We start from the raw sequence: 22972 nt of genomic DNA on the forward strand, positions 1-22972 counted from the left end.
TCTCCTATCTAATTTTTTGGTAATATGAATACGTCGAGAAGTTTTCTAGCCATTCCGGTTGCTCAACATTTTGGTGTTTCCATCTGTCGATCTTTTCATCATGAAAACTGTTAAATAGTGAAGGGCTAGTCTCTGCAGGATTTGATCGTAATAATGTAAAGAAACTGCCATCAAATGTTCGCGTACCAATATCAACGATATAAGTTCTACCCGGTTCTAAGGAATGAAGAAACCAATTGTTGGTCATCGGAGCTAGCTCTACCTCAAATGTTCGATGAGCATTATGACCGAAAAAGTCAATGTCAGTTACGTCATAGATTTTTAATATCGAAGGAAGGTCTTCCCATTTTGTGCGGAAATGATGTTCTGCCATCTGTTTTGTTGATTCAGAAAAACTCCAATACGCATACAAACTATCTGAAGTCCTTGGCATCAGATGAACATTAGCCTCTTCATATTCAAAAGGCATAGACCACTTCTCTTCTTTAAGAACGGGCTGAGATGGAAGTTCATGATTCGATGGTGTTTGCTGCTGCCGATATTTGTTCCAGCGATATTGGACCTTTCCTAAAGACATGTTCATCCTTTGTGCGATCTCTTGAAGGGTTAATCCGTTTTCCTTTAATTTGACAATATCTTCGATCAAGTTCATCACCTCATCCTAATCAATTATTCTAAGAAATGATTTTTTATTACCATATTTTTTATAATCGTATCATTGGATATTTTTATATACAATGTGTTAAAAAAGTCGAAAATTGGCGCTTCCTTATCCCACTTGAGATTACCGAATATGTAAAGTTTTTGTAACCGGTTAATCTCTCTGATTATTCTGTCAAATTGACAAAGTAAGACAAAATACGTCGTTTTTATTTCACGCTTTCAATGGTTCTGATGGATTAAAATGAGAAAATAGTCGAATTGTAGTAATTTGTGTAAACTTTTGCGAAAAAACCTATACCACAGCAGAATACTATGTTATAAAAGTAAAGGGTATAGCTTTAAATTAGGGAGGATATTATGGAGTTTGCTATTTTTGGATTGTTACTAGTAGGTGTTATTCTTTTGATTCTTTCCTTTAGAAAAAACAAGGAAGCTTCAGTTGAAACACAGCTCGAGAACTTTACTATTCAGTTAATGAAAGAGATCTATCAAATAAAAAAGAAACTAAAAGTTCTTGAAGATGAAATGATGATTAACGATAAGAACTAATTTGTGAGGGGTAATGAGTATGACAAGCAAAAACCTTCGCGGATTTTCAGCAGGTATAATCCTTTCAACAGGAATTTTGGCTGGTTTTTATTATACGGCTGATGATGCTGGTAAAACTTCTGAACTAACAGAAGAATCGGTAGCTCAATATCTTTCTGAAAAAGGCGAATTAGCAATTTCAAAGGAAGAGTATACTTCACTTAAAGATACTGAAACAGCTGCGGCTCCGGTTGCAAAAGAAGAGCCTAAAACCGCGCCTCCAAAAGAGGAAGATAAGGTGTATCAGATGACTTTAACAATCACTCAAGGAATGAGTACTGGAGAAGTATGCGACCTTCTGCAAAAAGAAAACATCATTAAAAATAGCGATGAGTTCTTAAAATATTTACGTACGAACAATTTAGAAGGTGCAGTAAGAGCTGAATCTCATCAAGTAAACAGTAAGATGAGTTTTGATGAGATCGCGAAAGAAATAACAAGTTCATAATTCTACATAATATAATAAAGCTTGTTTTCGTAAACTTTGCTGCTTTTGAAAGTGTTGATTTCCGTTCCAGGCTGCTCGCTTTCCACGGGGCGGGCGCGCTGAGCCACATTCGTACGTTTCACTCTTAAGTGTCTCAGCTGCCCGCCACTATGCTCCTTGCTCCTGCGTCTACAAGGTAATGCTAGCGGAGTAAGCTTCCTCGTCGCATGCCTTACGAGATGCATTTCAGGTGGTAGGCACGCACCTTCCACTACAATCCATTTTCAAAGGTGACAAGGATTTTAAAGCAACAATCTTTTAGAAAAGAGCAATAATAAAAGAAGCGAGCACTGATCATTTCAGTGCTCGCTTCTTTTATTTGTTTAATCGTTTAAGCCGTATCTTTTTCCTTTAACTAAAAAGATAATGCTCTCTGCAATATTTGTAGCGTGGTCAGCAGTACGCTCGATATATCGGCACACAAACAGAAGCTGACTGATCTGAGACAGATGTTCAGGATTTTTTGTCATAAGCTCTAATAGCTCTTTAATGATCTTTCCGTAAGTTTCATCCACTTCATCGTCTAGTTCTGCTAGTTGCTTCGCTAGAGCCACATCTTCTTCCACATATGCCTTTGTAGCAGTTGTTAGCATAGCGATTGCATGATGTGCCATCTTAGGAAGCTCTTCTAAAGGTTTGATGAGCTCTTGTTTTCCGATTCGAATCGTAGACTTCGCAATATTTACGGCAAAGTCAGCCATTCGTTCAATATCTGATGAAATTTTGATAGCAGCAATGATTCGTCGAAGATCAGATGCTACAGGTGCTTGTTTAGCGATTAATAGAATGGCCATGTCGTTGATTTCATCTTCAAGGACATTGATACGATTATCATTTTCAATAATCTGCAGGGCTTTATCGAGATCTTGATTCTTTAATGCTTCAACAGAAAGCTCTAATGCTTCCTCTGCTAATTTAGAGATCTGTACGATCGCTTGTTTCATCTCTTCTAACTGAAGCTGAAAATTTTCACGAACAACCATTTATCTCACTCCTATTTTCTTTGATTAACCGAATCGTCCTGTAATATAATCTTCTGTTCGCTTATCCGATGGATTTGAGAACAATGTGCTCGTATCTGTATATTCCACAACTTCTCCATTAAGGAAGAATGCCGTGCGATCAGATATACGAGCTGCTTGTTGCATGTTATGTGTAACAATAACGATGCTGTATTCTTTCTTAAGCTCTTGGACGAGCTCTTCCACCTTTAAAGTAGAGATCGGGTCTAGCGCAGAAGTAGGTTCATCCATAAGAATAACATCTGGTTCGATCGCTAAGCATCTAGCGATACATAAACGCTGTTGCTGACCACCTGATAGACCGTATGCATTCTCATGAAGACGGTCTTTTACTTCGTCCCAGATGGCAGCACCTCTTAAACTTTTCTCTACGACTTCGTCTAAGACTTTTTTATTCTTAATTCCATGAATCCGTGGTCCGTAAGCTACATTCTCATAAATAGATTTAGGAAACGGATTCGGTTTTTGAAACACCATTCCGACTTGGGTACGAAGTTCTTCTACACCATACTTCGGATTAAAAATATTCTTCTCACGGTATACAATTTCTCCTGACATACGTACGATAGGTACCATCTCTACCATTCTGTTCAACGTTTTGATAAATGTTGACTTTCCGCACCCTGATGGACCGATGATAGCAGTAACCTGTTTTTCAGGAATATCAAATTTAATATCTTTTAAGGCATGATCCTGTCCATACCACAAGTTTAGATTATTGATCTTAAAAACAGGTGTAAAATCCTGTTCTTTTTCATTTTTTTGAACCATTTGTTTGTTGATTGTAATATCCATGTTCTCGTCCTCCTACTCTCTATTAGAAGCGTTTATGAAACTTATTTCGGATCAATACTGCGATTGAATTCATGATCAGCAAGATGATCAACAAGATGATAATTCCGCTTGCTGCAATCATATGGAACTCTTCTTGTGGTCTGCTCGTCCAGTTGTACAGCTGAATTGGTAACACTGTGAACTGCGAGAAGATGTTTTCTGGAACGAATGCTACATAAGCTAATGCACCTAGTACTAATAGAGGTGCAGTCTCACCTACAGCACGTGATAAAGCAAGAATTGTTCCTGTTAAAATCCCAGGAAGCGCTGCAGGGAACACAATTCTTCTAATCGTCTGCCATTTAGTAGCACCCATCCCGAAAGAAGCTTCTCGGATTTCTCTCGGCACAGTTCGTATCGCTTCTTGTGAAGCAACAACGATTACAGGAAGAATTAAAAGGCTCATCGTCAGACCACCTGCAAGAACACTAGATCCTAGACCAAGTAGACGAACGAAAATCGTTAGACCTAACAATCCGAAAACGATTGATGGAACACCAGCTAGATTAGAAATATTGATTTGAACGAACTTTGTAAAAGCATTCTTTTTCGCATATTCTTCTAAATAGATCGCCGTACCGACACCAAGAATAAATGAAACCGGTGCAGTTACAGCCATTACCCAGATCGTACCGAGTAGCGCTGCCCATATACCAGCACGTTCAGGCATTCGAGATGCAAAGTTCGTAATAAAATCCAAACTTAGATAAGGCAGACCTTCTGATAAGATTCTGTAGATTAAAACCCCCAGTACGAGTAAAGAAAAACACGTTGCAAGGATAAAAAGGAATTTTGCAAAACCGTTTGCTGCTAATCTCGTTCCCATTCTTTTTTTAACAGATTCTTTATTGATTAATGGCATTAATATTCCTCCCTAAACTTGCGGGAAATGAATTGAGCAAGTAGATTCATAATTAATGTAAATACGAACAACGTCATACCTACTGCATAAATACTGTAATAGATCGTTGTACCATAGCCCGTGTCTCCTTGACTTACCTGAACGATATAAGCGGTCATCGTCTGGATAGACTCAGTTACATTAATATCTGCAGTTGGTCTAGAACCACCCGCAATGGTAACGATCATTGTTTCACCGATTGCTCTAGAGATCCCTAGTACGAAAGATGCGATAACTCCCGATAGTGCTGCTGGAAGTACCACTTTCATTGCCACTTCAAATCGTGTTGCACCAAGAGCCAACGCACCTTCTCTCATAGAGTTCGGAACAGCATTCATCGCATCTTCAGACAATGAAGCGATCATCGGAATGATCATGATTCCTACTACAATCCCTGGACTTAGTGCATTAAAGATCGAAATTCCGCCTGGAATGATTTTATCCAATAATGGAGTAACGAAGGTAAGAGCAAAGAATCCATAAACAATTGTAGGAATTCCAGCTAATACTTCCAAGATAGGTTTAATGATTTTTCTTGTTTTTGCTGATGCGTATTCACTTAAATATATAGCTGCAGCAAGACCGATAGGGATAGCCACAACCATCGCAATAGCTGTAACTGTCAATGTACCCATTATAAGAGCAATGATCCCGAAGTCTGCATTTTCGTCAGATGTAAAAGGAAACCACCGAGTATTTGTAAAGAACTCAACAATTGAGATTCGGTTAAAAAATGTAAAAGTTTCTGTTAACAATGTAAAGACGATACCTATTGTTGTAAAGATAGATATGATTGCACAGATTAGAAAGATTTTTGGAACTACCTTTTCCATTACCGCCGATTGACTTCTTGAAGACTTATTCTCCTGAATCATAGAGCGGATTGATTTTTGGTTTGTTTTATCTCTGGACACCAACAAGACCTCCTATAATTCGACAATACTAAACAGGTGAAAGGTGAGGAGATTCCTCGCTCCTCACCCTTGTTTATGATTCTTATTCCTCTACTTCAATAAAGGACAATTATTTACCTGCAAGCTCATCTAGCTTTTTCATTTGCTCTTCGTATTTTTCCTTTGGAAGAGAAACATATCCAATCGTATCAGAAGAAGCAAGTTCACCTGAGTTTTCAAGAGCAAACTTCATATATTCATACACTGCTTCGTTATCTTTTAACGCTTTGTTATTTACATAAGTGAACAACGGGCGAGAAAGTGGTGCGTATTCTCCAGATTCAATTGTCTTTGGTGTTGGCTCGACAGGTCCGTTACCTCCATCGATCGGAACAGCTTTCACTTTTTCTTTGTTTGCTTGGTAATATGCGTATCCAAAGAATCCAATCGCATTCTTAGAACCTGTTACACCTTGCACTAGTACGTTATCATCTTCAGAAAGCTGTGCGTCACGGCGCATTGGTTTTTCTTCAAGGATTACTTCATCGAAGTAGTCATATGTTCCAGAGTCAGTTCCTGGAGAGAATACTTCGATTTTTTTCTTAGGCCAACCTTCACGAACATCTGCCCATGTCTTAGCAGGGTTTTCTTCTAAGAAAATCTTTTTAAGTTCATCAAGCGTAAGGTGATCAACAAAGTCGTTTTCTTTTGAAACAACTACTGAAAGACCATCTTTCGCAAGTTCAAATTCTGTATATTTAATGCCTTTTTCTTCAGCTGCTGTTTTTTCTTCATCTTTAATCGGACGAGAAGCGTTAGCAAGATCTAATTCTCCACGAACAAATTTTTCAAATCCTCCACCCGTTCCGGATACTCCTACAGGTGCTTGTACATCAGGATTTGCAGCTTGGAACTCTTCAGAAACAGCTTCCATGATCGGGAATACTGTGGAAGATCCATCAATTTTAATCTTTCCGCTAAGATCTCCGCCGCCTGCAGCTCCATCTTCACTCTTGTTTCCACATGCTGCTGCAAAAACTAAGATTAGCGACATTACTGCCAAAAGGTACACAGACTTCATTTTCTTCATCTTGATAGGTCCCCCTAAAATATGATTATTTCGTCTTATCATGTTAGAGAAGTTTTTCTCAGGTCATGATCCCTTTTTTAAAGCTTGTTTCTTTCTTACATGTTCTACAATAAACCTTGAATGTGAACTAGGTTTTAATGAATTGTAAAGGTATTGTTAAGACTTGCTTATCCATGAATATGTTCTTATTCTTTACAATCCAAATTTATCTATACAAAAAAAGAACCACGCTTGATTAGCGTGATTCTTCTATATTTTCTTCTTTTGGATCAGCCTTAGTTGGTATACCTTCTTTTTTCATAGAGAAGTAAGCATCCAATGCACCTTCAGCAATTTCACTATTCGTAGTTCCTTCTTTTATATCAGGAACTACAACAGCAAATGCTACTTCTGGGTTTTCGTAAGGGGCATATCCTACTAAAGTTTTGTTAACGATTCCTGTAGCTTTATCAATTTCGGCTGTACCTGTTTTTCCTGCCGGATTATAATCTTTATTCTTAAACATCCAAGCAGCGGTACCCTGGTTGCCGTGCATCACTTCATAAAATCCTTTTTGTACAACCTTGATCTGACTAGGTGACATCTCAATCTTGTTCAGAACGTTTGGCTCAAAACGGTATTGAAGCTTTCCTAATTTATTTGGATCTACGGATGGCTCTCTCACCTCTTTTAACAGGTGTGGTTGCATCCTTAAACCACCATTCGCAATGGTTGAAACGTATTGAGCCATCTGCATTGGTGTATACGTATCGAATTGTCCGATAGAGAAGAACATCGCTTGAGAGAGTTCACGGCTCATTCCGGTGTTGTAACCAGTAGCTTCAGAAGGCAGATCAATTCCAGTTGGAACACCTAACCCGAACTGGCTATATGAGTTTCTAAGTATTTCAAACGCTTCTTGAACCTTGTTTTCATTAAATCGTTTGTTTGAATAATCGTACCCTGCGAGTTTCATGGCAATATGCCACATATATACGTTTGATGAACGTTCTAAAGCTTCAACAGCATCAACCGGACCCATACTTTCATGTGATTTCAGCGATCTTCCATCTCCAAAAGTGAGTGGCGCATCGTTTATCACGGTATTAGGAGAAACAACGCCTTGTTGTAAACCTGTGAGTACAGTTGCTCCTTTAACAGTTGAGCCCATTGCATACGAATGATAAACGTTCCCAAAAGGTATATCGATAAACTTCCCAGTTTTTCGATCATATTCCTTCGCAGCCATAGAAAGGATCGCACCTGTATTCGGATCCATCATCACAACATAAGCACTGTCTAATTTACTGTTTGCATATGCATTTTTTCCTCGGATCGCGTCTTTTAACTTTTCTTCAATGACTTTTTCGACCTCTTGTTGAAGGCTCATGTCTACTGTTAATACAAGATCGCTCCCTCTTGCACCTTCTTCTTCAACAGGATCTCCAACCGGATTTCCTTTTTTATCAGTTACATATTTAATCTTCGTTTTTGTGCCGCGAAGTAGAGATTCGTATTGTTCTTCCAGAAAACTCGTTCCAACCATATCATTGCGATCGTTGCCGCGCGAAGTATAATAGTCCATCCTTGATTTAGGAATTTGTTTTACTTGGCCAAATATATCTCGGAATGAATTCTTAAACGGATATGAGCGTTCAGCATCCGGCTTAATGTCCACTCCTTCTAACTCAGGTAAGTGTTCACTGATCATCGCAATCTCTTTTTCAGTAGCTCCGATCTTTATCCTTTGTGGAGATAGAGTATATCCTCGGTCCATCTCACTTTTTATGGCCAAGACTTCAAGTTCTTTTTCAGAAAATGAGTTAATATCCTCTTCTGTTACCTTTTCTAGCATTAAATCGTATAGCTCTTCTGGAGGTGTATCTTTCTTTTCCTCTTTAGAAATTCTTGACTCTACCAGCTTTTCGTTCAGAAAAATAAAATAGTCTTTCTTGTCTCGCTCAGTCAGCTCATCAGTTCCTTTTTCGATCAGATCCGCTAACTTCAGTGCCAGCTGATGTCTTTCCTCAGCATCAGCTTCTTGTGTTCTCGTGTATGTAATAGAGAAAACAGGTTCATTATCCACAACTACTCGATAGTTAGCATCGAGCATCTTGCCACGCGGAGCATCCAATTTCGTTGTTACATTTTCTGTTAAATAAGCCGTACGCTGATATTCTTCTCCTTTTACAATCTGCACATAGCCTAAGCGGAGAACTAGAACAGAAAAGAGAAAAAATACAGATATGAACAGGGCATTGATTCGAATCGGAACATGATTTTTCTTCTTTTTATCTTTTGTTTTCATAATATTGTAAATCTCCCTTTAAAACAGCACAGACACCCTAAGAAGGGTGTCTAAAGCGAACCGGTAATTATATCTACATAATAATAGTATCCTTACCAAGGTATTTATGTCAAAAGATAATCATTGTTTATTTGAATTGTTTCCATCTTGTTGTGTCTCGGCAATCTCAATGGTTTTTGAAGAGTTATGAACAGGGACTGACACTTTTCGTAAACAGAAATAAATCATAAAGTGTCCTGCTCCTAAAATAGGAAGTAATAAAGGAATACCTGTTGTTTCTGTTAGGAAATGAACAACGGTGATAAACGTTACGATGGAAACGATCCGTCCAGCATTCAGATACATCTCACGAACAACGATATATTCGATCCTTTTTTCATGTATCCCCCGGCATTTCCCTATAATATCATAAGTTAATGAGACATAAGGCACTAACAATAAGGGATAAGCGATCGATACAGAAACCCCATAAATAATTAAAAGCGGAAAAGAAATAGGAAACAACAGCATGAATGGAGAGATGAACAAGAGCAGTCCTCCCCCAAATATCGCCTTCATCCGATCTTTTGGATTCAAGTAATGCGACACACAATAATACCCGATAAAGGAAACAAAAGATTGAACAAACCCATACGTTCCAAGTGCAAATTCACTTTTAGAAGCAGTGTACACCCAGATCACGATTAAAAAAATAAAAGTACCTTCACGGAAACCTTGAAAAAAATGTGCTCTTAACAATTGCAGCCAAGCTTTATCTTGCTTTCGCTCTTGTAAAACTTTACGGATTCCGTACAGTCCATCCGCCTTTCTCCTCTTTAAGAAGAAGCTGATGACAACCGCTATCAAAAATAAAACCATTGAGATACTGAATATGGTTTCATACCCAAGATGTTTGTCCATCCTAGTAATGATATAACCCGCACTCAGTGGTCCGATCATTCCCGATATAGAGTTTAAAACACCTAAATATCCGTTAAAAAAGTCCCGCGTCTCAGGTTCTGTAACTTCAAGAGTCAACACGTTAAATGCCAGCCAGTAAAATCCCAATCCGAATCCTAACATGGCTCCTAATACAATGAGATATTTGCTTGCCATTGATCCCATTAAAAGGACCCCGATATAAAATAAAGCGAGGATTAAAACACCGATCCTCAATACGATGACGCGATCAATTTTTTTTGCAAACCAACCGGCAAAATAAAATGCTATTGGCTGCATGACAACAATGGAGAGATTATAACAGGCAATATCCGTGATCTTACCCGATTGTTTCCAAAGAAATATGTTAACAAATGTATTAGATAGAGCCGTACTTAACGTAAATAATCCACCTACAAATAACAACAAAAACAAATCTCTAGGGTATTGGTCGGTATCCATGATTTTTTTGATTCTCATGATTTCGCCCCCTTACATTTCGTCGTTAGTGTCTTTCAAGACGATGAGAGCTATTCACTTTTAAAGAAATTGGATTTTATTGCAAGACATTCAAAAGTAAAAATCTTTTTAGGGTACAACCCTTTAGTAAAGAAGGAGTGAACGAATTTGTTTGAGTATTGGATATTTGATTCTGTTGATGAAGCAATCTTGAATCAATCCTTACAGAGTCCTACGAATCAAAATGCTGACAAAAGACTACTTTGGTACTTTCAATCCAAGAACGTATTTGTTGTTCAGTCCACTGTCCCCTTTGGTGATGGAAACTTCATGCTTGATGAATTACTTGTATCATTATCTGACCATTATGAAATTCATGATAAAGGCATAATAAAAAGCCACTGGCATGCCAGCGGCTTAGTTACGTAATTATTTTGCTTCGTTGTAACGCTTTTCAACTTCATCCCAGTTTACAACGTTCCAGAACGCTGAAATGTAATCAGGACGCTTGTTTTGATATTTTAAATAGTAAGCATGTTCCCAAACATCAAGTCCAAGGATAGGTGTCTTTCCTTCCATAACCGGAGTATCTTGGTTTGGAGTGCTAGTTACTTCAAGCTCACCATTGTTTACTACTAGCCAAGCCCAACCAGAACCGAATCTTGTTTTCCCAGCGTTTGCGAACTCTTCTTTAAATGCATCAAGACTTCCGAATTTGTTGTTGATCTTGTCAGCAAGTTCACCTGAAGGAGTGTTTGCTCCACCTGGTGCGATTACTTCCCAGAATAAGCTATGATTAGCATGTCCACCACCATTGTTTCTAACAGCGTTTTGAATGCTTTGTGGAAGTGCATCTAAATTGGTTAAAAGATCTTCCAAGCTTTTGTTTTCAAACTCAGCTTGCCCTTCAAGAGCAGCGTTTAAGTTATCAACGTATGTTTTGTGATGGCGACCGTGGTGGATCTCCATTGTTTCTTTGTCGATATGCGGTTCAAGTGCACTTGTTTCATAAGGTAATGCAGGCAGTTCAAATTTAGCCATGTTCATTTCCTCCTCATAATATGTAAAATTTTTATGTTCATTTTCAAGAGTTACTTGAAAAGTGAAACCCATTTAATCAACTTTCTTGTTTAGAAAGTATTCAACATGTTTACCTTATCAAATTTAGGATGAACTTTCAATTTTTAAACACTGTACCCTTTTTAAACATAAAAAAACCTTACGAAAGCTATCGTAAGGTTGATGTTATATATGTATGGTGGCTCGAGACGGAATCGAACCGCCGACACGAGGATTTTCAGTCCTCTGCTCTACCGACTGAGCTATCGAGCCAAAAATTTTAAGAACCAAAATTTATTGGTCTTATTCAATTACTGTGTCTCTTCCTCTACACGTCTTCTTCTAGGGTGCATCTGTCGAGACAACTCGTAGCATACTCGTGCTGTAACGCTCGCAGCTACCGAGCCAATATGTAATGGAGGAGGTAGAGGGATTCGAACCCCCGCGGGTCGTTAAACCCCTGTCGGTTTTCAAGACCGATCCCTTCAGCCGGACTTGGGTATACCTCCTCGATTATGGTGGACCCTGTAGGACTCGAACCTACGACCAATCGGTTATGAGCCGACCGCTCTGACCAACTGAGCTAAGGGTCCAATAGAGGAACTTATGTAAATGTTATGGGGCGGACGAGGGGAATCGAACCCCCGAATGTCGGAACCACAATCCGATGCGTTAACCACTTCGCCACGACCGCCATCGTGAGTAAAAAAACATTTTGGTAGCGGCGGAGGGAGTCGAACCCACGACCTCACGGGTATGAACCGTACGCTCTAGCCAGCTGAGCTACACCGCCAAAATGGCTCCACAGGTAGGACTCGAACCTACGACCGATCGGTTAACAGCCGATAGCTCTACCACTGAGCTACTGTGGAATAACGTCTTAACGTTTGTTAAGGACAAGAACTACTATAGCACGATGCATCATTTGTAGTCAATAACATTTTTAAAAAATTAGTTCAAACGAACACATGTGCTTTTCCAGAACAAAAATAATATAGCATGGCGGTACATAATTAGCAAGAGCGTTTATAAGACTTGGAAATAAAAATAACCAATCATTATCGCTTGCGTTATCACTTTTATTAGTGTGGTACCGACAAAGGCAAGAACAGTCCCTATCCCTATTGATACAGCTCTTTTGAGACCTTGCTTTTGAAAAAGAAGTTCCGCTAACACAGCACCTATAAACGGTCCGATCAAGATCCCTGCTACAGGAATAACAAATGGTCCTGCGATCAAACCGATCGTACTTCCCCATAGGGCAGCCTTTGATCCGCCTTTTTTCTTCACTGCGTACGCATTTCCTACATAATCAACAATAAATAAACTGATAAACAATAACACTTGAACAATGATGAAAAATGGCGTGAACGGTTCGAACGAAAACGCAAATCCATAGATGATAAAGCCTGCTGCAAGAAATAATACACCCGGTAAGATGGGATAGACCAATGCGATAAAGCTAATGGCAAAAGTTAGACCGATGATGATCCAATATAAAATATCCATATGTCCTTCTCCTTTATATAAAAAAACCAAGAGACTAAAAGCCTCTTGGTTTCATATTACTTCTCTAATACTGCTTCTGCAATGTTTACAGCATGATCACCTATTCTTTCAAGGTTGCTGATGATATCAACGAAGACGATACCAGCATTTCCATCACACTGGCCTTCATTCATACGCATGATGTGCTGCTTACGAAGTGTACGTTCCATCTTATCAATTTTGTCCTCTAAGCCTAACACTTCCTGAGCTAGTTCAACATTACCTTCTTCAAGTGCCTTAACAGCCTTATCAACAGTAGAAACGGTTAATGTGAACATTTCATCAAGGTCATGTTTTGCGGTATCTGTTAAACGAACATTGTTTCGTAATTGATAGTCCACAAGCTCAATAATATTCTCCATATGGTCTCCAATACGCTCGATATCACGGGACGTGTCTAATAGCATAGAGTGTTCGTTCGATTCTTGTGGAGTTAATGGATGTGCAGACAATTTGACCAAGTAAGCAGTGATTTGACGATCTAAGTTATTAATCGCTTCTTCATATTGCAACGCAAGGTCTGCATTCTTTTTATCTTTTTCGTTCAAATATGTGATCGCTTCTTTTAAACCGCTCTGCGAATAATTAGCCATCCGAATAATCTCTTGTTTCGCTTGTCTGATAGCTAATGATGGAGCAGTTTCTAATACGATTTCATCGAGATGTTTTGCTTTGTATTCAATGAGAACATCTTCGCCTTTAATTAACTTTGTTACGATGAAAGCTAATGCCCCGATAAACCAGAATTGGATCAGAACGTTCGTTACATTAAATGTTCCATGTGCAAAGGCAATCTGCATAGCAGGTTCTAAGTCTAATTTTGTTGATAAAAATTCAATATAGTGTCTGAATGGAACAAGTATGATTAAGAAGATCAGTGTTCCAAGTAAGTTAAAGATAACGTGAGTTAGTGCCGCACGTCTTGCTGCAACAGTTGTTCCGATCGCTGCAAGAATAGCTGTGATCGTCGTTCCGATATTATCACCGAACAATACAGGAAGTGCTGCTTTTAGATCGATCATGTTTTGAGAATAAAGTTCTTGCAAGATTCCGATTGTTGCACTTGATGATTGAACGATTACCGTAAATAACGTCCCGATTACTACACCAAGAATCGGATTGTCACTCATAGAAACGGTCAAATCTTGAAAGGATTGAAGACTGCGTAGAGGTTTCATACCGTCTCCCATAAGTTCAAGACCTAAGAATAATGCTCCAAAACCAAAAGTAATCTGTCCAAAATAATTGTATTTCGGATTCTTAAAGAAGAAGATCAAGATCGAACCAACTGCAATGATCGGCAATGCGTATTCTCCAACATCAATACCGATGATAAAGGATGTAATCGTAGTACCGATATTGGCACCCATGATAACACCAATAGCTTGACGTAAAGTTAAGAAACCAGCATTCACTAGTCCGACAGTAAGAACTGTCGTACCAGAACTACTTTGAATTAATACTGTTACAAATATCCCTGCTAAAACTCCCATAAAAGGATTTGTTGTTAATTTATCAAGTATTTCTCGTAATCGGTCTCCTGCAGAGTTTTGAAGGCCATCTCCCATGTACTTAATACCAAATAAGAAGATCCCCAGTCCTCCGATAAATTGAAATAACATTTCTTGATAATTCAATGTTTACAGCTCCTTATTAACTATCATTTATCAACCTACGCCATTATCTCTATTTGTATTGTTTGTGTAAATAAAAACAGAGCATTTGTAACATTACCTTTACAATTGAAGCATATTGTCGAAAGTTCACGGTTCATGTACACTAATTATGCTAACAATTAAAGGAGCTTCTCATATGAAATTACATATCCGTTTTGCTAAAAGCTTGTGGTCTTTCAAATCAATTGCAAGTTTCCGTTTCTTAGGGGTCGGCAGTACCATCATGTATGTATTATTGTTAACACTGTTATGTATGATACCAGTTTTCAGCTTATTTTTAGCTGGTCTTTTGTCTAAAAATAAGCCGTTGAACAATTTTGAGAGTTTTGGGTTAAACCCTGATCAAATGCAAAACTTCGCCTCCACTTTGGACGGTATTCTCCCTATCATCATTGCTGTCATTTATGTAGTGATGTATGTACTCTTTTCAGGAATTTTGTTTTCTGGTGCCTCTATATTAGCAGTCCTAGCCATACCAGTTGCAAAACTTCTTAAGAAAAGACAGTCGTATAGACATCTTTGGGTACTATCTTGTTACTCCATCACCATTCCATCAGTATTATTAACAGCCCTTTTCTTTGTAAACATACATATCCCTTATTCATTTCTGTGGTTTTGGATATTGGCTTTTCTCATTTGTGTTATCTCTATCACCAAGATTCCAAGAAAAAAATAAAAAAGCGGCCTGGAAGCCGCTTTTTTTATGTCTATTTAAACAGAGATCTGATCGCATCAATAATAGCCATAAAGAAATCGATTATCTTTTGAAAGAAGGACTGTGTCTCCTCATCATTTAAGAAATTACCAAGATTATCACTGATGTCCTTTAAGCCATTTTGAACTTGATCCCAATCGATATTTAGATCTTTCATCTTATTAAACAACGCAAGCAAACCGTTCAGTTCTTCTTGTGTAAGTTCAATCCCCATGTCTTTTGCCACTTTTTCAATCAAAGCTCGCAGTTCTTCTTCTGACTGTACCGGATTTTTTGCAATTTCTTCTTTAACACGTGTCATCAGCTCAGTGGCTTCTTTCGTCCCGATTCTCTCACCAAGTTCTGCAGTCTTTACCATCTCTTCATTCGCCACTTGTTTTTGAGCTTCTGGAATCTCAATCTGCGCTGTAGATTCGTACGCTTTTATGATACCTGTTAAAGCTGCAGTCCCTGAAACTTCAAATGGTGCTGTTACATAGATCTTTGCATCAGTCACACCTGCAGTCGTTAAAGCGTTCATATACATTTCTTCTGTTACCCAATTAATATTATTGGTCTCAACCGATAATCCTTGGTCTTTATCACCTATTGTAATCTTTGTAGACGAGATCGCTTTAGACCCGATTTGTGCTTTTGAAATATAGTTGCCTAAATATTGATGTTCTTCTTCGTTTGTAACAACTACAGATTCTACATCAGCAGGGACGTCCATTTCCTTTAATAGTTCGCTTTTTTGTTGTTCTGTTAAGTTCTCACCCAATGTAACGATAATGTCGCCAGGTGCAGCATCAGCATACATTGTTAAAGGAGCAATAAATAGCGCTGCGGTCATTATAGAAAGCAGAGCAAGAATTTTCGCTTTTTTCATTACTTTCACCTCTCCAATCGGTACAACTACAAAGATACGCAGAAATTCATTTTTTTCTGTCCTTCCTGCCTTTCCATTTTACACCATGCTCAAGAAAGAAGTCACTTTAAACTTGTCATAAAGTAAATGGACAAGCATATAGTAACATATGCGAAAGGAGAGGGGTTTTATGAAACGATTCATAAGAGTTTGTGTAATCATGTTAATTTTATATGTGGTAGCTTATGATTTAAAAATCGGGACACTCCCTCAGTCTAGTCCTGCCAACGAAGAAATACATACAGAAAATAAAAAAGATAAGAACAAACAAAATTTCAAAACCTATGAAGTAACGCCTGGAGACACGCTGATTTCTGTAGTAGAAGAACTGAATTCAAATAAAAATTATTCTATTGTATCTATGCTGAAAGACTTCAAATCACTTAACCCTGATGTGAATCCTGAGAATATACAAATAGGTAAATCCTACAAATTCCCTTTATATCCTAAGTAAGTGAGATAACATTACTTGTCAAAACAAAATGTTCCCTGCTAAAATGAACTGATGATAGGACAGAATAATACTGTCAATTTGAAAAAAGGAGCGATTCACCAATGAGTGAAATCACCCACCGTTCTAAAACAAGACCTGTAAAAGTAGGAAACTTAACAATAGGTGGAACTGATCAGGTTATTGTACAAAGTATGACAACTACAAAGACACACGATGTTGAGGCTACAGTAGCCGAAATCTTACGTTTGGAAGAAGCGGGCTGCCAAGTGGTACGTGTTGCATGTCCAGATATGCGTGCTGCAGAAGCGATCGCAGACATAAAGAAAAGAATTAATATCCCACTAGTTGTAGACATTCACTTTGATTATAAGCTTGCGCTGAAAGCCATCGAAGGTGGAGCTGACAAGATTAGAATCAACCCAGGTAACATCGGACGCCGTGAAAAGGTTGAAGCTGTGGTAAAAGCTGCAAAAGAAAAAGGGATCCCGATTCGAATCGGTGTTAACGCAGGCTCACTTGAAAAAAAATATCTTGAGAAGTACGGTTATCCTACAGCAGATGGTATGGTCGAGAGTGCTCTACACCATATTAAGATTCTTGAAGATCTTGATTTTCATGATATTATCGTTTCCATGAAAGCATCTGATGTTAACCTTGCTATCGAGGCTTACGAAAAAGCTGCAAAAGCATTTGATTATCCATTACACCTTGGGATCACAGAATCAGGTACACTTTTTGCAGGTACCGTAAAAAGTGCTGCAGGACTAGGCGCTATCCTTCATAAAGGGATCGGAAACACCGTTCGTATCTCACTGAGTGCAGACCCTGTTGAAGAAGTTAAGGTTGCACGTGAACTATTGAAATCATTCGGACTTCTTTCCGATGCTGCGACACTGATTTCTTGCCCGACCTGTGGACGAATTGAGATCGACCTCATTTCAATCGCAAATGAAGTGGAAGAATATATCTCAAACGTACGTGCTCCAATCAAAGTTGCTGTACTTGGATGTGCTGTTAACGGACCTGGAGAAGCTCGTGAAGCCGATATCGGAATCGCTGGCGCTCGTGGTGAAGGATTGTTATTCCGCCACGGAGAAATCGTAAGGAAGATACCAGAAGATCAGCTATTAGATGAACTTAAGAAAGAAGTCGACATTTTAGCAAAAGCACATGAAGAAAAGCTAAAAGCTGAAGCTGCGGCTCAGCAAGTATAAATTTTAAAAAGCTCCCATCTTTGGGAGCTTTTTTCTTTTGCTATAATCGATCTTTGCTTTTTCAAAAGACTGTTTTCGTATACATTGGTGTTTCCTGAAAGTAGTTGATTTCCGCTCCAGGTTGCACGCTTTCCATGGGGCAAACGGTGAGCCTCCTGCCGCTTTGCGCCATTAGGAGTCTCCACCAGCCCGCTTCAAGGTTGTCTCTCTGCTCCTGCGTCTACATGTCTATGCTAAAGAAGTGAACTTCCTCGTCGCATGCCTTGCGAGAAGCTCCTCATGTGGCAGGCAGGCAACCTTACGCTACAATCAACTTGCTAGAAGAAGAAATGAAAACGTCCTAAAAGCAACAATCTTACAGAAAAGGACTTTTTCTTTTCTTCGAAGATGGATTGATTGGAGTGCAAGGTGCGAGACTCTCGGCTAGGACAGGTGGGCAGGTGAGACACTTAAAAGTGAAACGTGGCTCACCGCCTGCCCCGCGGAAAGCGAGTAATCTGAAACGGAAATCATTTACTTCCATAAGCTACAAAGCATACTCAAACTGTTTTTAAAAGCGCTTTACTCCATAAAAAAGAAGAAGCGGTTAGCTTCTCCTTTGCTCCTTTTTCCTTTAAAAGAATGGTGCAAAAAACAACGAAATGATAATCGATACGACTCCAATTCCGATCGCCCAATTACCAAGCGAATGTGCACCTTGTCTCCTGGCAATGAATCCGACAATAATACCCGCTGCCCCAAACAACACAGGAAGTATGAACAAAGATAAAACAGATAGGATGATTGCGATGATTCCTGTCGCTTTACCTCCTGCTCTTTCCCGTGAATCTTCGTGTTCATGTCTGTGATCGCCGTCTTCTTGTTCTGAATAACGAGGTCTCTCGTTCTCAGGTAACGTCATATCACTTCTTACAGGAACCGGTACAGCTTCCGCAGCCATCTCTTCACGAAATGCTGCTTCATTATTAACAGTACGTTCATCTCTTTCGTATGCCATGATGATTCCCCCTCTTATCGTGTTAAGGAGCGTTCTTATTATGGCTTTAAAGTAACGTTTTCATAGATGTTAGTTTATGGACATTGAAAAAGAGGCCCGCTTTTGGCCTCTTTATTTAATGTTTTGCTTTAAACGTGTGACAGCATGTTTCAGCTGTATCGTGAGCAGCATCTTTATGAGCTGCATCACCATGGAGGCTACCATCTGCACTCATGTCAATGGACATATTTGCATGTTTGTCGATCTCAACAAGAATAGCATCTGCTACACAGTTGTTGCCTTCCCCCCAATACGTACAATTCGATACATTACATTTAACTTCAGGCATAAAAAAACCTCCTTTCACTTTAGCTTGGCTAAATAAAAGGAGATACATACTCTATTCGTTATAAAAAGTTTAATTTTTGCACGCTTTACAATATCCGTAGATCTCAAATTTATGTCCTGTCACATCAAAACCGTTCAATTCACTATCTAACACTTCCATCGGACACGTATGAATGGACTTCGTACTTCCACATGTCAGGCAGATCAAGTGATGATGATGTTCATTATGTGAACACGTAAATCGAAACTTCTTCTCCCCTTCCCACTCTGTTTCCTCAAGTAATTCTAACTCGACAAAAGTGGTTAGATTTCGATAGATGGTATCAAAACTAAGACCAGGATACTTATCTTTAAGTGCTTCTTGAACTTCTTTAGCTGTAAGATATCTCTTTTCACGAGCAAATAATGAAAGAAGATCTTTTCGTTTTTCCGTATACTTAAAGCCCTTTTGCTTTAGAAGGTCCATTGCCTGTTCGATCGTCATCGCAAATTTCACAAGTGACCCACCTTTCTGGAACCTGTAAATTTTTTATAAAGAATACTTAAGAACAATATAACAACCAAACATAGAACAATCGTCCCACCTGATGCTAGATCAAGGTAATATGACAGAAACATACCGGCGATGACTGAAATCTCACCAAAAAGAACAGAGAGCCAAATCGCCTGCTTAAAGCCTTTAGCGATCCGAATACTAGCTGCAACCGGTAACGTCATAAGTGCTGACACTAACAAAATACCTACAATTTTCATGGAAGCAGCAATGACTAAAGCTGTTATTGCCATAAAAGCAACTAAGATCCAGTTGCTTCGAATGCCAGATAGCTTTCCTTGCTCTTCGTCGAAAGATAAAACAAATAATTCTTTGTACATGAAAAATACGAACAAGAGAACAACAACAAGAATCGCAAAAACGGTCCAAACATCTGAACGCTTAACTGCAATGATACTTCCGAATAGATAGTTGAATAAATCTGTGTTGAAACCATCTGCCATTGAAATGAAGATTACACTTAAACCGATTCCCGCAGACATAATGATAGGTATAGCAAGCTCTTCATAATGCTTGTACACTTTTCTTAGCTGCTCAATAAAAATAGCTCCACCTACCGAGAATGCCATCCCCATGTATATAGGATTCGCTGCAGCAAAGAAAGAAGACCATTTTCCTAACAGTAAATTAGCAGCAATACCTGCTAATGTGATATGAGACAAAGCATCTGCGATTAACGCTTGCCTTCTTACCACAATAAAAACCCCTAATACAGGAGCAAGCAAGCCGACCATGATTCCTGTTAAGAAGGCATTTTGTAAAAATTCGTATTTTAAAAACGGTAACATGTGTTCCTCCCCTTACTCGTGACCATGATCATGGTGAAGAACATGAACACGATGACCATAAAAAGCAGAAATATTTTCAGATGAGCTTTCTTCAAACTCTTTTGTATTTCCATGAAAATGAATCTGTTTGTTCAAACAAGCTACATCTGTTACATAATTCGTCATCACACCGACATCATGAGTTACCAACATAAGCGTCATGTTATTCTCACGATGAAGTTCTTTAAGCATCTTATAAAAAGAGTCTGATGATTCCGTATCTACGCCAACAGTTGGCTCATCTAATATTAATAGTTCGGGATCGCTTACTAGTGCACGAGCAATAAAAATTCGCTGTTGCTGTCCGCCAGATAACTCACCGATGTTCTGGTGGGCATACTGATCCATTCTCACGGACCTTAATGCTTCCCATACTTTGTTCTTATCCGAACTCTTTAAGAATCTAAACAATCCCACTTTACCAAAAAGCCCCATCGATACGACTTCGAACGCGGTTGCAGGAAAGGCGGTGTTAAAACTATTTGCTTTTTGCGAAACATACCCTACCTTGTCCCAGTCATTAAATTTATTTACTTTTTCCCCAAAAAGAAAAACTTGTCCTTCTTGAGGCTTTTGGAGCCCTAAAATGCATTTAATTAGTGTAGATTTACCTGAACCATTCGGACCAACCAGTCCAAGGAAAGATCCTTTTTTAATCTCCATCGTTACATGCTGGAGAACATTTTTATCGCCATAATGAAACGATAAATCATCTACACGAATGGCTATCGATCCTATATTGTTATTCATGATTAACCTCCGTGAGAAAAATGAAAATAAGTAGTAATGAGTACGATTTAAACTGTCTCATAGTATACACGAATTATGAACAAAGTAAAACAACATGCTCGATGAGCATGTCTATACACGTTTTTATTTCATACCTTTTATGAGACTCTTAACTTGAAGCAGCATTTCTTTTGGTCTGATGATTTGATCCGCCTCTTTTAGGTACTTTTCTTCAAGAGTCGTTTCAACAGCTAAGCAATAGGCTCCTGCACTCTTGGCAGATTGTATACCAAGTGGTGCGTTCTCGATAACCAGCCACTCTGATGGCTTAAAAGAAAGTCGATCCATAGCTAATAAATACGGTTCAGGCGATGGTTTTCCTTCTTTCACATCATCTCCAGTAACAATTATATCAAAAGTAACGGGCAGTTTACTTAAAACTTCAGAAACAAATTCTTTTCTACTGCCTGTAACGACTGCAATAGGAATGCGCTTATCACTTAACGCTATAAGTGTAGATACGGTTTCTTCTATAAATTCATATTGTGCATGTTCCTTAAAATAATCTCTTTTTTGAACATATATACGTTCGATCAACTCTTCATTTACTTCGACATTAGAATGATTAAAGACATCTACGATTGTCTTTTTTCCTGGCATTCCTTCTCTTAAGTAAAAGATGAGTTCTTCATGATCATATCCATTTATATTAAATGCATGTCGCCACGCTTCAACATGATGCCGCATCGTATCAACAATCACACCATCCATATCAAAACAGACTGCTTTTTTATTCATACCTTTTTCCACCTTTATTGCAAACTTCACTCTATGTATTATAAAGCATTGTTTAGTAAACACAAAAAAGAAGCTGAAACATTCCAGCTTCTTTTTATTATTTCTTATTTTAATCCTTCAATAATCGTTTCTGTGTTCCATTCCATCATTTTTTTATAAGTGTCTCCATCTTTACCAGGCTTACCTAGAGAATCGGTAAACACTTTTCCTTTAATAGGAATACCTGTTTCCTTAGATACTGTTTCCATACTTCTAGCGTCGACACTTGTTTCAACGAACAGAGCTGGAACGCTTCTTTCTTTTAGGAAATCGACTAAGCTTTTAATCTGCTGTGGTGAACCTTGATTATCAGAATTAATCTCCCAAACATAAGCCGTTTCCATGTTGTAGGCTTCTCCAAAATATTTGAACGCTCCTTCACTTGTTGTAAGTACGCGTTTCTCTTTAGGGATCTTGCTTAATTCTGTGATCGTTTTGTCGTGAAGAGCTTTTAGTTCACCAATATATTTTTCAGCGTTCTTTTGATAGTACTCTTTGTTTTCTGGATCTTCTTTCATCAATGCATCTCGAATGTTTTCAACATACTTGATCCCATTCTCAATATTCAGCCATGCATGCGGGTCATATTGTTTTTCAAGACCTTTAGATTCCAGGTGGATGGCATCTACACCTTCACTAACACGGTAAACGGGTGCATCTTTACCATCTTTATCAGCTGTTTTCATCAATTTGTCAAACCATGAATTTCCTTCTTCAAGATTTAAACCATTATAGAAAACTGCATCTGCATCCGTTGTTTTTAGAACATCTTCTGGAAGCGGATCATACTCATGTGGATTCGAACCAATTGGTGCTAAGCTATGAACTTCTACCTTGTCACCTCCGACATTCTTAACTAAGTCATAGATGATAGAATAAGTAGCTACGACTTCTACCTTTTCTGATTCATTTCCACCCGCACTGCATCCCGCTGCAGCCGCTAATAATGTTCCTGCTAAAATGAGCTTTGTAATTCTTTTAAACATA

Annotated in this window: 25 protein-coding genes and 6 tRNA genes; 6 read left to right on the forward strand and 25 right to left on the reverse strand. The window is 38.6% G+C overall.

Translation table 11 applies throughout. The features are described from left to right. Positions 1–4: 4 nt before the first annotated feature. Positions 5–646: a DUF4912 domain-containing protein gene (locus tag ACNJYY_RS13950; RefSeq protein ID WP_416728980.1), complete on the reverse strand. Its 642-nt coding sequence runs from the start codon at positions 644–646 to the stop codon at positions 5–7. A 374-nt stretch (positions 647–1020) separates the two neighbouring features. Here ACNJYY_RS13950 and ACNJYY_RS13955 point away from each other — a divergent pair, with 374 nt between their 5' ends. Beyond that, positions 1021–1212, forward strand: coding sequence for a hypothetical protein (locus tag ACNJYY_RS13955; protein ID WP_066396184.1), 192 nt, complete (start codon positions 1021–1023; stop codon positions 1210–1212). A gap of 19 nt (positions 1213–1231) precedes the next feature. Then, positions 1232–1699: a hypothetical protein gene (locus ACNJYY_RS13960; RefSeq protein WP_416728981.1), complete on the forward strand. Its 468-nt coding sequence runs from the start codon at positions 1232–1234 to the stop codon at positions 1697–1699. 362 nt (positions 1700–2061) lie between these two features. Here the strand turns inward: ACNJYY_RS13960 and phoU are convergent, their stop codons facing one another. The 7 genes from phoU to ACNJYY_RS13995 all read right to left on the reverse strand — a co-directional run bounded on the left by phoU (position 2062) and on the right by ACNJYY_RS13995 (position 10166). Continuing rightward, the gene (gene phoU / locus ACNJYY_RS13965) at positions 2062–2721 is read right to left on the reverse strand and encodes a phosphate signaling complex protein PhoU (RefSeq protein ID WP_191753821.1); all 660 of its coding nucleotides are present in this window, start codon (positions 2719–2721) and stop codon (positions 2062–2064) included. A gap of 24 nt (positions 2722–2745) precedes the next feature. Further along, positions 2746–3531 (reverse strand): phosphate ABC transporter ATP-binding protein PstB, encoded by a 786-nt coding sequence (gene pstB / locus ACNJYY_RS13970; protein WP_416731878.1) that lies wholly within the window; start codon positions 3529–3531, stop codon positions 2746–2748. A gap of 46 nt (positions 3532–3577) precedes the next feature. Continuing rightward, the gene (gene pstA, locus ACNJYY_RS13975) at positions 3578–4456 is read right to left on the reverse strand and encodes a phosphate ABC transporter permease PstA (protein ID WP_416728982.1); all 879 of its coding nucleotides are present in this window, start codon (positions 4454–4456) and stop codon (positions 3578–3580) included. Further along, positions 4456–5412, reverse strand: coding sequence for a phosphate ABC transporter permease subunit PstC (gene pstC / locus ACNJYY_RS13980; RefSeq protein WP_370568626.1), 957 nt, complete (start codon positions 5410–5412; stop codon positions 4456–4458). The genes pstA and pstC overlap by 1 nt, the downstream gene beginning before the upstream one ends. A 106-nt stretch (positions 5413–5518) precedes the next feature. Then, positions 5519–6478, reverse strand: coding sequence for a phosphate ABC transporter substrate-binding protein PstS family protein (locus tag ACNJYY_RS13985; RefSeq protein WP_416728983.1), 960 nt, complete (start codon positions 6476–6478; stop codon positions 5519–5521). A 235-nt stretch (positions 6479–6713) separates the two neighbouring features. Continuing rightward, a complete protein-coding gene (locus ACNJYY_RS13990; protein ID WP_416728984.1) occupies positions 6714–8765 on the reverse strand; it encodes a penicillin-binding transpeptidase domain-containing protein in 2052 nt (683 codons plus the stop codon). Between the two features lie 120 nt (positions 8766–8885). After that, positions 8886–10166, reverse strand: coding sequence for an MFS transporter (locus tag ACNJYY_RS13995; RefSeq protein ID WP_416731879.1), 1281 nt, complete (start codon positions 10164–10166; stop codon positions 8886–8888). A gap of 144 nt (positions 10167–10310) precedes the next feature. Between ACNJYY_RS13995 and ACNJYY_RS14000 the strand changes: the two genes are divergently transcribed. Beyond that, positions 10311–10571: a hypothetical protein gene (locus tag ACNJYY_RS14000; protein WP_416728985.1), complete on the forward strand. Its 261-nt coding sequence runs from the start codon at positions 10311–10313 to the stop codon at positions 10569–10571. Here ACNJYY_RS14000 and ACNJYY_RS14005 read toward each other — a convergent pair whose 3' ends face one another. The 9 genes from ACNJYY_RS14005 to ACNJYY_RS14045 form a co-directional block, all read right to left on the reverse strand. Beyond that, positions 10572–11183, reverse strand: a complete 612-nt coding sequence (locus ACNJYY_RS14005) for a superoxide dismutase (protein ID WP_144699050.1) — start codon at positions 11181–11183, stop codon at positions 10572–10574. A 215-nt stretch (positions 11184–11398) separates the two neighbouring features. Continuing rightward, positions 11399–11474: transfer RNA gene (locus ACNJYY_RS14010), tRNA-Phe, on the reverse strand. Between the two features lie 143 nt (positions 11475–11617). Beyond that, positions 11618–11710 (reverse strand) — tRNA-Ser (locus ACNJYY_RS14015). A 7-nt stretch (positions 11711–11717) separates the two neighbouring features. Continuing rightward, positions 11718–11794, reverse strand: a tRNA-Ile gene (locus ACNJYY_RS14020). Positions 11795–11819: 25 nt separating this feature from the next. Then, positions 11820–11895: transfer RNA gene (locus tag ACNJYY_RS14025), tRNA-His, on the reverse strand. 22 nt (positions 11896–11917) lie between these two features. Beyond that, positions 11918–11994: transfer RNA gene (locus ACNJYY_RS14030), tRNA-Met, on the reverse strand. A 4-nt stretch (positions 11995–11998) separates the two neighbouring features. After that, a tRNA-Asn gene (locus ACNJYY_RS14035) sits at positions 11999–12073 on the reverse strand. A gap of 154 nt (positions 12074–12227) precedes the next feature. After that, the gene (locus ACNJYY_RS14040) at positions 12228–12710 is read right to left on the reverse strand and encodes a DUF456 domain-containing protein (RefSeq protein ID WP_416728986.1); all 483 of its coding nucleotides are present in this window, start codon (positions 12708–12710) and stop codon (positions 12228–12230) included. Between the two features lie 56 nt (positions 12711–12766). Beyond that, positions 12767–14371 carry a Na/Pi cotransporter family protein gene (locus tag ACNJYY_RS14045; protein ID WP_416731880.1) on the reverse strand — a complete coding sequence of 535 codons (1605 nt, stop codon included), beginning with the start codon at positions 14369–14371 and terminating at the stop codon, positions 12767–12769. Between the two features lie 190 nt (positions 14372–14561). Between ACNJYY_RS14045 and ACNJYY_RS14050 the strand changes: the two genes are divergently transcribed. After that, positions 14562–15101, forward strand: a complete 540-nt coding sequence (locus ACNJYY_RS14050) for a DUF1189 family protein (RefSeq protein ID WP_416728987.1) — start codon at positions 14562–14564, stop codon at positions 15099–15101. Between the two features lie 31 nt (positions 15102–15132). Here ACNJYY_RS14050 and ACNJYY_RS14055 read toward each other — a convergent pair whose 3' ends face one another. Next, on the reverse strand, positions 15133–16008 hold the full coding sequence (locus ACNJYY_RS14055) for a DUF1002 domain-containing protein (protein ID WP_416728988.1): 876 nt from the start codon (positions 16006–16008) through the stop codon (positions 15133–15135). A gap of 169 nt (positions 16009–16177) precedes the next feature. Between ACNJYY_RS14055 and ACNJYY_RS14060 the strand changes: the two genes are divergently transcribed. Continuing rightward, complete coding sequence (locus ACNJYY_RS14060; RefSeq protein WP_416728989.1) at positions 16178–16501, forward strand: LysM peptidoglycan-binding domain-containing protein; 324 nt, start codon at positions 16178–16180, stop codon at positions 16499–16501. 101 nt (positions 16502–16602) lie between these two features. Then, positions 16603–17715, forward strand: coding sequence for a flavodoxin-dependent (E)-4-hydroxy-3-methylbut-2-enyl-diphosphate synthase (gene ispG / locus ACNJYY_RS14065; RefSeq protein ID WP_066396210.1), 1113 nt, complete (start codon positions 16603–16605; stop codon positions 17713–17715). A 613-nt stretch (positions 17716–18328) separates the two neighbouring features. On the opposite strand, the gene ACNJYY_RS14070 is transcribed toward ispG, so the two are convergent. The 7 genes from ACNJYY_RS14070 to ACNJYY_RS14100 form a co-directional block, all read right to left on the reverse strand. Continuing rightward, the gene (locus ACNJYY_RS14070) at positions 18329–18712 is read right to left on the reverse strand and encodes a hypothetical protein (RefSeq protein ID WP_416728990.1); all 384 of its coding nucleotides are present in this window, start codon (positions 18710–18712) and stop codon (positions 18329–18331) included. Positions 18713–18827: 115 nt separating this feature from the next. Beyond that, positions 18828–19040 (reverse strand): DUF1540 domain-containing protein, encoded by a 213-nt coding sequence (locus ACNJYY_RS14075; RefSeq protein WP_144699038.1) that lies wholly within the window; start codon positions 19038–19040, stop codon positions 18828–18830. A 69-nt stretch (positions 19041–19109) separates the two neighbouring features. Beyond that, a complete protein-coding gene (locus ACNJYY_RS14080; RefSeq protein ID WP_416731881.1) occupies positions 19110–19523 on the reverse strand; it encodes a Fur family transcriptional regulator in 414 nt (137 codons plus the stop codon). Positions 19524–19531: 8 nt separating this feature from the next. After that, the gene (locus ACNJYY_RS14085) at positions 19532–20380 is read right to left on the reverse strand and encodes a metal ABC transporter permease (RefSeq protein WP_416728991.1); all 849 of its coding nucleotides are present in this window, start codon (positions 20378–20380) and stop codon (positions 19532–19534) included. 12 nt (positions 20381–20392) lie between these two features. Then, the gene (locus tag ACNJYY_RS14090) at positions 20393–21169 is read right to left on the reverse strand and encodes a metal ABC transporter ATP-binding protein (RefSeq protein WP_416728992.1); all 777 of its coding nucleotides are present in this window, start codon (positions 21167–21169) and stop codon (positions 20393–20395) included. A 123-nt stretch (positions 21170–21292) separates the two neighbouring features. Further along, on the reverse strand, positions 21293–21946 hold the full coding sequence (locus ACNJYY_RS14095; protein ID WP_416728993.1) for an HAD family hydrolase: 654 nt from the start codon (positions 21944–21946) through the stop codon (positions 21293–21295). Positions 21947–22050: 104 nt separating this feature from the next. After that, positions 22051–22971: a metal ABC transporter solute-binding protein, Zn/Mn family gene (locus tag ACNJYY_RS14100; RefSeq protein WP_416728994.1), complete on the reverse strand. Its 921-nt coding sequence runs from the start codon at positions 22969–22971 to the stop codon at positions 22051–22053. Position 22972: the final 1 nt, after the last annotated feature.

Source organism: Fictibacillus tiangongensis (assembly GCF_048083785.1).
In the GTDB taxonomy this organism is placed as follows: Bacteria; Bacillota; Bacilli; order Bacillales; family Fictibacillaceae; genus Fictibacillus.